Raw genomic sequence first — 9,201 nt, forward strand, 5'->3', positions numbered from 1 at the left:
CCCCGCGCTCGTGCCGCCGGCCCCCGCCGTGCCCGAGCCGCCGGCGCCGGCCGTGCCCGCGGTGCTGCCCGTGGCGGCGGCCGACCTGCCCGCGTCCTGGCGCCCGGGCTGCCCCGTCCCGCCGGAGCGGCTGCGCCTGCTGCTCGTGCCCTTCGTGGACTTCGCCGGCCGCGAGCAGGTGGGCCGGGTCGTGGTGCACGAGAGCGCCGCGGACGCGCTGGTGCGGGTGTTCGTCCGGCTGCACGCGCTCCGCTTCCCGATCGAGCGGGTGGAGCCGGTGGAGGCGTTCGGCGGCTCCGACGACGCCTCGATGGCGGCGAACAACACCTCCGCGTTCAACTGCCGGGCCGTGACGGGCGGCTCGCGGTTCTCCGAGCACTCCTGGGGCACCGCCGTGGACCTGAACCCGGTGCAGAACCCGTACGTGCGCGGCACCACGGTGCTCCCCGGGGCCGGTCGCGCCTTCCTGGACCGCTCGCAGCCGCGCCCGGGGCTGGTGCGGGCCGGGGACGCGGTGGTGGCGGCGTTCGCGGCGGAGGGGTTCTCGTGGGGCGGGGCGTGGTCGTCGCCGAAGGACTACCAGCACTTCTCCCTGTCGGGCCGCTGAGCACCTGCCACCGGGTGGTCCTTGACAGGGAGTCGAGCGTCCGGCGAGGGTTTCCGCAGCAGGAAGCCCATTTCGCCACGGAACCCGCACCGATCGGATCCCGATGTCCTTCCCCCCCGTCGACCCGGCGCTCGTCAGCACCTCCCTCGCCGGCGCGGCGACCACCCCCTTCTGGCTCGACGCCTCCCTCGACCCCGGCCTGCGCACCACCCCCGAGCCGCCGCTGACCGGCACCACCCGCACCGACCTCGCCGTCGTCGGCGGCGGCTACGCGGGGCTGTGGACGGCGCTGCTGGCCAAGGAGCGCGACCCCGGCCGCGACGTGCTGGTGCTGGAGGGCGCCACCTGCGGCTGGGCGGCCTCCGGGCGCAACGGCGGCTTCGTCAGCGCCAGCCTCACCCACGGCACCGCCAACGGCCGCCTCCACCTGCCCGGGGAGCTGGAGCAGCTGGACCGGCTGGGCCGGGAGAACCTCGACGCCATCGAGGCCGCCGTCACCCGCTACGGGATGGACTGCGAGTTCGAGCGCACCGGCAGCCTCGACGTGGCGCTCGCACCGCACCACGTCGACGACCTGCGCGAGGCCGCCGCCGACCCGCTGGCCGGGGACCTGGAGTTCCTCGACGCCGACGCCGTGCGCGCCGAGGTGGACTCCCCCACCTACCTGGCCGGGCTGCTCGACCGGCGCGGCACGGCGCTGGTGCACCCGGCCAAGCTGGTGCGGGAGCTGCGCCGCGCCTGCCTGGAGGCCGGCGTCCGCATCGCCGAGCACACCCCGGTGCGGGACCTGCGCAGCGACAGGTGGGCGGTGCACCTGCGCACCGGGGGCCCCGGCGGCAGCGGCAGCGTCACCGCCGGCCGGGTGGCCCTGGCCACGAACGCCTTCCCCTCCCTGCTGCGGCGCACCCGGCTGCACACCGTCCCCGTCTACGACTACGCCCTCATGACCGAGCCGCTCACCGCCGCCCAGCGGGAGGCGATCGGCTGGAAGGGCCGCCAGGGCCTGTCCGACGTCGGCAACCAGTTCCACTACTACCGGCTCTCGGCGGACGACCGGATCCTGTTCGGCGGCTACGACGCGGTCTACCACTTCGGCCGCGGCCTGCGCGCCGGGCACGACCAGCGTCCGGCGACGTTCCGCACCCTCGCCGCGCACCTGCTCGCGACGTTCCCGCAGCTGGAGGGCGTGCGGTTCAGCCACGCCTGGGGCGGCGCGATCGACACGTGCACCCGGTTCTTCCCGTTCTTCAGCACCGCCGCGAACGGGCGGATCGCCGGGGCCGCCGGGTACACGGGCCTCGGTGTGGCGGCCACCCGCTTCTGCGCGGACGTCGTGCTCGACCTGCTGGCGGGTGCCTCCACCGAGCGCACCGAGCTGGAGATGGTGCGCCGCAAGCCGCTGCCGTTCCCGCCGGAGCCCTTCGCGTGGGCGGGCGTGCAGGCCACCACCCGCGCGCTCGTCCGGGCCGACCGCGACGGCCGGCGCGGCCCGCTGCTGCGCGCCCTCGACGCCGCCGGCGTGGGGTTCGCCTCGTGAGCACCGCACCCACCACCCCGGCACCAGGAGAGGACCCCCGCGTGGGCGAGCACCAGCCGATGCAGCACGTCGACGGCGAGCGCCGGCACGGCCGCGGCGAGCCGCTGGTGGTGACCGACCCCGCCACCGCCGCGGCGGTCGCGACGTTCACCGCCGCCACCGCCGAGGACGTGGCCGAGGCGGTCGCCTCCGCGAAGACCGCGCTGCGCACCTGGGCCCGCACCACCCCGGCGGCGCGGGCGGAGGTCCTCAACCGGGCCGCGGTGCTGCTCGCCGGGCGCGCCGAGGAGCTCGCGCAGGCGGAGACCGCCCAGACGGGCAAGTCGCTGCGGATGGCGCGGGAGTTCGACGTGCCCGGCACCGTCGACAACACCGCGTTCTTCGCCGGCGCCGCCCGCCACCTGGAGGGCAAGGCGGCCGCCGAGTACGACGGCGACCACACCTCGATGGTCCGCCGCGAGCCGGTCGGCGTCGTCGGCTCGATCGCGCCGTGGAACTACCCGCTGCAGATGGCCGCGTGGAAGGTGCTGCCCGCGATCGCCGCCGGCAACACCATCGTCCTCAAGCCCGCCGAGACCACCCCGCTGACGACGCTGCTGTTCGCGGAGGTCCTCACCGCGGCGGGGCTGCCGCCGGGGGTGTTCAACGTCGTCACCGGCACCGGGCCGGTGGCCGGCGAGGCGCTCGTGTCGCACCCGGACGTGGCGATGACGTCCTTCACCGGCTCCACGGCCGTGGGCCGGCGCGTCATGGAGCTGGCCTCCCGCCGCGGCGCCCGCGTCCACCTCGAGCTCGGCGGCAAGGCGCCGTTCGTGGTGTTCGACGACGCCGACCTGGAGGCGGCCGTGCAGGGCGCCGTCGCGGCCTCCCTGATCAACAGCGGCCAGGACTGCACCGCCGCGACCCGCGCCTACGTCCAGCGCCCGCTGTACGAGGCGTTCGTCGCGGGCGTCGCGGAGGTCATGGCGTCGGTGCGCGTCGGGCCGCCCACCGCGGAGGACACCGACATGGGCCCGCTGGCCTCCCACCGCCAGCGCGACCGCGTCGCGGCCGTCGTCGACCGCGCCCGCGCCGCCGGCGCCCGCGTCGTCACCGGCGGGGAGGCACCGAAGGTCTCCGCGGCGGGGGACGACCTCTCCGCCGGCGCGTTCTACTCCCCCACCCTCGTCGTGGGCGCCGCGCAGGACTCCGAGATCGTGCAGGAGGAGGTGTTCGGGCCCGTCCTCGTCGTGCTGCCCTTCGACGGCGACGACGAGGGCGTCGAGCTGGCCAACGACACCCCCTACGGGCTGGCCGCCTCGGCGTGGACGCGCGACGTGTTCCGGTCGCTGCGCGCGGCGGCGGAGATCCAGGCCGGCTGCGTGTGGGTCAACGACCACGTCCCGATCACCAGCGAGATGCCGCACGGCGGGGTGAAGGGCTCCGGGTTCGGCAAGGACATGAGCGCCTACTCGCTGGAGGAGTACACCAGCGTCAAGCACGTGATGCTCGACCGCACCGGGGTGGCCCGCAAGGGCTGGCACCGCACCGTCTTCGGCGGCCGCTGACCCACCGCCGGCACCGCCGGCCGGGTCGCCCTCGCCCGGTCGGCGGAACCAGCCCGGCACCGCGCGTGCCGACAACTCCCCGAGGACGGGCGGAGAGGGAGGGGCGGACGGGTGCGACGAGGAACGCGGACGACCGGTGCCCTGGCGGTGGCGGCCGGGCTGGCCCTGCTGGGCCTGCTCGTGCCCGACCTGCGCACCCCGCTGGGCCTGGTGTGCGTCAGCTCCGGCCTCGTCCTCGTCCTGGCGGGCATGCGGCTGCACCGCCCCCGCCACCGGCTGCCGTGGGCGCTGGTGGCGCTGAGCCTGGGCATGCTGCTCGGCGTGGACGTGATCACCGCCGCGACGGGCCGGGAGACCGCGGTGGCCGGGGACCTCGTGCTGGCCGTGGAGGCGCTGTCGGGCGGGCTGGTGATCGCCGTCCTGTTCACCCAGCTGCGCGGCGACTCCCACCTCGGGCGCGCCGACGCGTTCCTCGCCGCCGCGGGTGCCGCCCTGCTGGCCGTGCAGGTCGTGCTGGTGCTGGAGCAGGCGGCCCCGGACGCGCCGATGCCGTGGGTGGCCCTGGCCGTGCCCGCGTTCGACATCTGGGCCCTCGCCATGATCGTGCACCTGGCCCTCGTGCGCCGCGGGATGGAGCGCAGCACCACCCTGGCGCTGGCGGGCAGCGCGTCCTACCTGCTGTGCGACCTGCTCGCCATGGTCAGCGGGCAGCGCGTGGCCCTGCCGGGGCAGCCCATGCAGGTGCTCACCGCCGCGGGCGCGCTGCTGCTGGGGCTGGCGGCCCTGCAGCCGGACATGGGGCTCTTCGCGGTGCGGGCACCGGGCCGCCGCCTGCGCTCGGCGTCCGCGCGGCTGCTCGCCGCGGCCCCGGCGTACGTCACCGCCCCGCTGCTGTGGGCGCTCGGGCTGGCGGGGGTGCTGCCCAGCATCGGCGAGAGCCTCGTCGTGCCCGCGGGCTACCTGCTCGGCGGCGCCGGGCTCACCACGGCGCTGCTGTCGCTGCGCCACGCCGAGCACCTCGCCGAGCGGGACCCGCTCACCGAGCTGCTCAACCGCCGCGGGCTGGACGGCGCCGTCGACGAGCTGCGCCGGCGGCTGGCGGGAGAGCCGCTGCAGCTATGCGTGGTGGACCTCGACGACTTCAAGCACGTCAACGACGTCGGTGGTCACCGCGCGGGCGACGAGCTGCTCGTGGAGGTGGGGGCGCGGCTGACCGCGGCCGTGGGCCCGCGCGGCGTGGTGGCCCGCACCGGCGGGGACGAGTTCCTCGTCGTGGTCGCCGACGCGGCGGACGGCTGGGGCGCCGGTGACCTGGTGCTGGCCGCGCTCGACCCGCCGTTCGACTGCCTCGGGGTGCCCACCGCGATCTCGGCGAGCGTGGGGGTGGTGGGGCTGCCGCACGGGGCCTGCCCCGACGACCTCCTCCTCGACGCCGACGTCGCGATGTACGCCGCGAAGCAGGCCGGCAAGGGCCGCGCCCTGACGTACCGCCCGGAGCTGCGCGAGCGGGTGCTCGGCGACTTCGAGCTGCGCAGGGAGCTGCGGCTGCTGCTGGAGGGCGGCGACCCGGAGCAGGTCGGCCGCCTCGTCGTGCTCTACCAGCCGATCGTGGCGCTGGAGGGCACGCGGGTCGTCGGCGCGGAGGCGCTGGTGCGCTGGAAGCACCCGCGCTGGGGCGTGGTCAGCCCGGACGCGTTCCTGCCGGCGGTCGAGGCGGCGGGGTTGGGCGCCCGCCTCGACGAACAGGTCGCGGCGCAGGCGGTGGAGCAGCTGGCGGCCTGGGACGCGGCGGGCCTGCCCCGGGTGGACGTGCACCTCAACCTGGGGATCGGCAGCATGCGCCGGCCGAACCTGCACCGGGCGGTGGGCGCCCTCGTGGAGCGGCACGGCCTGAGCCCGGACCGCGTCCACCTGGAGATCACCGAGCACGACGAGCTGCCGGCGGACGCGGCGAGCACGTCGGTCTTCGAGGCGCTGGCGGCGGCCGGGTTCCCGATCAGCCTCGACGACTTCGGGGTGGGGTACACGTCGCTGACGTACCTGCGCCGGTTCCCGATCTCGGTGGTGAAGCTGGACAAGTCCCTCACGGAGCTCGTCGAGGGCAGCGCGGAGGTCCCGCTGCTGCAGGGCATCTCGGCGCTGTGCCGGGCGCTGGGCGTGACGTTGCTGGCGGAGGGGGTGGCGTCCGGCGCGCAGGTGCCGCCGCTGCGGGAGCTGGGGGTGACGTACGCGCAGGGGTTCCACTTCGCGCGGCCGCTGGCGGCGGAGGCGTTCGCGGCGCTGGTGGCGCAGGCCGCGGGGGGGTGCGCGGTGAGCGCGCTGGACGCGGCGCGGCAGGCGGCCGGGGCGGGCGCGGGGGCTGCCGCGGGCGCTGTGGCGGGGGCCGTCGCGGGGCGGCTGTGAGGCAGCGAACACCGCCCCGCGGCGGGGCGGGCCGCCACCGCGGGTGAGACTGGGGACGGGCCGCAGCGGCCCACCCCACCCCGTCCCGTCCCGCAGGAGTGCCCCCCGTGCCGAACCGCCCGGCCGTCGTCCTGTTCCGCACCGTCGCCGTCGCCGAGGCCGTGTCCTGGGTGGCGCTGCTGGTGGCGATGTTCCTCAAGTACGTCGTGGAGGCGCCGCACGAGGGCGGGGTGCCCGTCGTGGGCATGGTGCACGGGGTGCTGTTCACGGCCTACGTGCTCGTGGCGCTGCTCACGGCGCGGGTGCTGCGCTGGCGGCTGTGGCCGACGGTGCTGCTGGCGCTGGTGGCGGCGGTGCCGCCGCTGGGCACGGTGGTGTTCGAGCGGGTGGCCACCCGCCGCGGCCTGCTGCCGGCCGGCGCCGGCCTGCGCGCGGCCTGACGCGGGGCGGGCGACCCCGAGCCACCCTCCCATCGCCCATCTCCGGGTCCGGGCGCTCCCGAGGGGTCGGTCAGGCGCCCGAACCCGGAGATGGGCGATGGGAGGCGCGACCCCGCCCTCCTCAGAGGTAGCGCAGCGGGTCGAAGTCCGCGAGCGGGATGATCCGGATGCGCGGCAGCACGACGTTGAACCCGCGCACGTCGTCCTCGAGGTCGAACACCTCCAGGCCGCGCTCGTGCAGCGGGGTGTACCCGGCGTTGACGAACTCCCGGAACGCCAGCATCCCCACGCGCCGGCCACCGCCGAGCAGCGCCTCCACCTGCGGCAGGAAGTCGCCGTCGTGGCTGCCCAGCATGACGTCGCCGTCGCGCTCCACCAGCGCCTCCAGCGTGCGCTGGATGCCGATGTCCACGACCTTCTCCCCGGGCGCGCCGGCCAGCGGGATCGGGGAGTACCCGAGGGCCAGCAGCGCCTGCACGAACGGCAGCGGCATGTAGCCGGAGGAGGCGTTGAGGAAGAACAGCCCCTTGGCGGGCTGGTCCCAGCGGCGGCGGGCGAAGTCCAGGACGCGGTCCCAGCGCGGGCGCTGCTCGGGGCTGGGGCGGCCGTCGAGGATCGAGCCACCGAGGGTCGCGTCGATGTTCTCGCCGTCGACGACGACGTACGTGAGCCCGGCTCCAGCCATGCGGGCAGCCTAGCCCTCCGTGATCCGCCCGCCCCGGCCTACGCTGACCGGGTGTCGACCATCCTCACCGTCAACGTCGGCCGGCCCCGCGAGATCGACGCGAAGACCGGCACCACGGGGATCCACAAGCTGCCCGTCGACGGTCCCGTGCACGTCAGCGCGCCCGGCCCCAAGGGGACCGGCGGCAGCGGCCTGGCCGGTGACGCGATCTGCGACCGGGAGAACCACGGCGGCGACGACCAGGCCGTCTACGCCTACGCCCGCGAGGACCTCGACACCTGGGAGGGCCTGCTGGGCCGCGAGCTGGCGCCGGGGACGTTCGGGGAGAACCTCACGACGAGCGGCCTCGACGTGGACGGCGCGGTCATCGGCGAGCGCTGGCGCTTCCCGTCGGGGCTGGAGCTGCAGGTGTCGTGCCCGCGCATCCCGTGCCGCACGTTCGCGGTGCGGATGGGCGAGCCGCGCTGGGTCAAGCGGTTCACCGAGCACGCCGTCTCCGGCGCCTACCTGCGCGTCCTCGTGCCGGGCGAGGTGCGGGCGGGGGACGCGGTGGAGGTGCTGGACCGGCCCGCGCACGGGGTGACGGTGAGCACCTCGTTCAAGGCGCTGACCCGGCACCCGGAGCTGCTGCCGCTGCTGCTGGAGGTGCCGGAGTTCCCCGACGCCGAGCGGGAGACGGTGCGGCAGCGGCTGTCCCGCTGAGGGACCGCACCCGGGTTCAGCGCCCGGGTCAGGCCCCGGGTCAGGCCCCGGCCAGCCCCGCCGCCAGCGCGGGCAGCACCTCGCCCAGCGGGGCGTCCACCCGCACGTCGGCCTTGCCGTCGCCCCGGGTGGGCCCGAGGTTGACGATCGCGACGGGGGTGCCGCGCTTGGCGGCGTGCAGCACGAACCGGTACCCGGACATGACGGTCAGGGAGGAGCCGACGACGAGCAGGCAGCGGGCCGCCTCGACGAGCGCGTAGCTGTCGTCGACGCGCTCGCGCGGGACGTTCTCGCCGAAGAAGACGACGTCGGCCTTGAGCGCGTCGGCGCCGCAGCGGCGGCAGGGCACCATCCGGAACCCGGCGACCTGCTCGGCGGTGAGGTCGGCGTCGCCGTCGGGGTTGACGACGGCGAGCTCGGCGAGGCGGGCGTCGAAGGCGGGGTTGGCCTCCCGCAGCCGGGCGGCGAGCTCGTCGCGGGCGCTGACGTCGCCGCAGGCCAGGCACACCACGCGGTCGAGGTTGCCGTGCAGCTCGACGACGCGGCGGGCGCCGGCGGCGGTGTGCAGGCCGTCGACGTTCTGGGTGACGGTGCCGTCGAGCAGGCCGGCGGTCTCCAGCGCCGCGAGGGCGCGGTGCCCGGCGTTGGGTTCGGCGCGCCGGAACCGGCCCCAGCCGACGTGGCTGCGCGCCCAGTAGCGCAGCCGCCCGTCGGCGGAGCCGGTGAACTCCTGGTACGTCATGGGGGTGTGCCGCTGCAGCGAGCCGTTGGGGCCGCGGTAGTCGGGGATGCCGGAGTCGGTGGACAGGCCCGCGCCGCTGAGGACGACGACCCCACCGGCGGCCACGAGGTCGTGCAGCGCGGCGAGGGCATCGGGTGCGGCGCGCAGGGCCGGCTCCGTCGTCACGTGCCCATGCTCACCCGGGCACGCCGCCGGGCGCGACCCGGCACCCCGGGGTGGCGCCCCGCCTCACCCCTGACGCGTCCTTCCCCGGGTTCGGGCGGCCCCGCCTCGCCCCTGACGCGCCCGAACCCGGAGAAGGGCGACCGCGCAGGGCCTGTGGAGCGCCCGAACCCGGAGAAGGGCGGGAGGGCGCACGCCCGGACCTTCCCCGGCACCGGATCCGGCGTTAGCCTCTCACTGTTGTGAGTGACTAACATGAAGGAGAGGTCATGAGCCACTGCACGGTGCTCGTCGCCGGGGCCGGCCCCACGGGGCTCGTGCTCGCCTGCCGCCTCGCGGCCGCCGGGGTGGACGTGCGTGTCCTCGACGCCGCCGC

Annotated in this window: 9 protein-coding genes; 7 read left to right on the top strand and 2 right to left on the bottom strand. The window is 76.3% G+C overall.

Going from position 1 to position 9,201, the window contains the following annotated elements; all coding sequences use genetic code 11:
- The 5 genes from ABEB16_RS11835 to ABEB16_RS11855 form a co-directional block, all read left to right on the top strand.
- Window positions 1-607, top strand: a 607-nt coding sequence (locus tag ABEB16_RS11835; protein WP_345712451.1) for a M15 family metallopeptidase, incomplete at its 5' end; no start/stop codon positions are given.
- Between the two features lie 103 nt (window positions 608-710).
- Window positions 711-2,144 carry an NAD(P)/FAD-dependent oxidoreductase gene (locus tag ABEB16_RS11840; RefSeq protein ID WP_345712452.1) on the top strand — a complete coding sequence of 478 codons (1,434 nt, stop codon included), beginning with the start codon at window positions 711-713 and terminating at the stop codon, window positions 2,142-2,144.
- 59 nt (window positions 2,145-2,203) lie between these two features.
- Window positions 2,204-3,691 (top strand): gamma-aminobutyraldehyde dehydrogenase, encoded by a 1,488-nt coding sequence (locus ABEB16_RS11845; protein ID WP_345712458.1) that lies wholly within the window; start codon window positions 2,204-2,206, stop codon window positions 3,689-3,691.
- A 111-nt stretch (window positions 3,692-3,802) separates the two neighbouring features.
- On the top strand, window positions 3,803-6,094 hold the full coding sequence (locus tag ABEB16_RS11850; protein WP_345712453.1) for a putative bifunctional diguanylate cyclase/phosphodiesterase: 2,292 nt from the start codon (window positions 3,803-3,805) through the stop codon (window positions 6,092-6,094).
- 107 nt (window positions 6,095-6,201) lie between these two features.
- A complete protein-coding gene (locus tag ABEB16_RS11855; protein ID WP_345712454.1) occupies window positions 6,202-6,534 on the top strand; it encodes a DUF3817 domain-containing protein in 333 nt (110 codons plus the stop codon).
- A gap of 121 nt (window positions 6,535-6,655) precedes the next feature.
- Here ABEB16_RS11855 and ABEB16_RS11860 read toward each other — a convergent pair whose 3' ends face one another.
- Entirely contained in the window at window positions 6,656-7,219 is a 564-nt protein-coding gene (locus ABEB16_RS11860) for an NYN domain-containing protein (protein WP_345712455.1), read from the bottom strand.
- Window positions 7,220-7,270: 51 nt separating this feature from the next.
- Between ABEB16_RS11860 and ABEB16_RS11865 the strand changes: the two genes are divergently transcribed.
- Complete coding sequence (locus ABEB16_RS11865; protein ID WP_345712456.1) at window positions 7,271-7,921, top strand: MOSC domain-containing protein; 651 nt, start codon at window positions 7,271-7,273, stop codon at window positions 7,919-7,921.
- A gap of 40 nt (window positions 7,922-7,961) precedes the next feature.
- On the opposite strand, the gene ABEB16_RS11870 is transcribed toward ABEB16_RS11865, so the two are convergent.
- Window positions 7,962-8,828, bottom strand: a complete 867-nt coding sequence (locus ABEB16_RS11870; RefSeq protein ID WP_345712457.1) for an NAD-dependent protein deacetylase — start codon at window positions 8,826-8,828, stop codon at window positions 7,962-7,964.
- Between the two features lie 266 nt (window positions 8,829-9,094).
- On the opposite strand from ABEB16_RS11870, the gene ABEB16_RS11875 reads away from it, so the two are divergent.
- A partial coding sequence (locus tag ABEB16_RS11875) for an FAD-dependent monooxygenase (RefSeq protein ID WP_345712459.1) occupies window positions 9,095-9,201 on the top strand: 107 nt, incomplete at its 3' end.

Origin of the sequence: Kineococcus glutinatus (genome assembly GCF_039542765.1) — a bacterium.
Taxonomy (GTDB): Bacteria; Actinomycetota; Actinomycetes; order Actinomycetales; family Kineococcaceae; genus Kineococcus_A; species Kineococcus_A glutinatus.